The sequence below is a fragment of the Mesorhizobium sp. M2D.F.Ca.ET.226.01.1.1 genome, assembly GCF_004022705.2.
Lineage (GTDB): Bacteria > Pseudomonadota > Alphaproteobacteria > Rhizobiales > Rhizobiaceae > Mesorhizobium.
The window spans coordinates 1-301 of record NZ_RZOY02000112.1 but is presented as its reverse complement, the minus strand read 5'-3'; the positions used below and the strand labels follow the sequence as shown (position 1 = coordinate 301).

The following is a 301-nucleotide window of genomic DNA, read 5'->3' as shown; positions in this document are numbered from 1 at the left end:
ATCGCGCTCCAGCGACGTCCGGAGGCCAACGCCTTTGAGGAGATCTGGACTGACCTCCTTGTGCCTCAGATGCTCGCACAGGCACCCGACGTGGTCGGTATCACTATTACCAACAGGCAGCAGATAGTGCCGGGACTGATGCTGGCGTCCATGTTGAGGCGCAGCGGACAGTTTGTTGTTCTTGGGGGCGCCGTATATACGAAGTTTGCGGCTCAATTGCAGTCGAGGACAGAGTTCTTCAAGCGCCGTTTCACCTTCGTACACGACGACGACATCGGCAAACGCCTCGAAGAACTCTGGC

Annotated in this window: 1 pseudogene; it reads left to right on the top strand. The window is 57.5% G+C overall.

The window, feature by feature from the left end:
- Nucleotides 1–301 (top strand): annotated as a pseudogene (locus EN869_RS34730) (hypothetical protein); the annotation flags it as partial.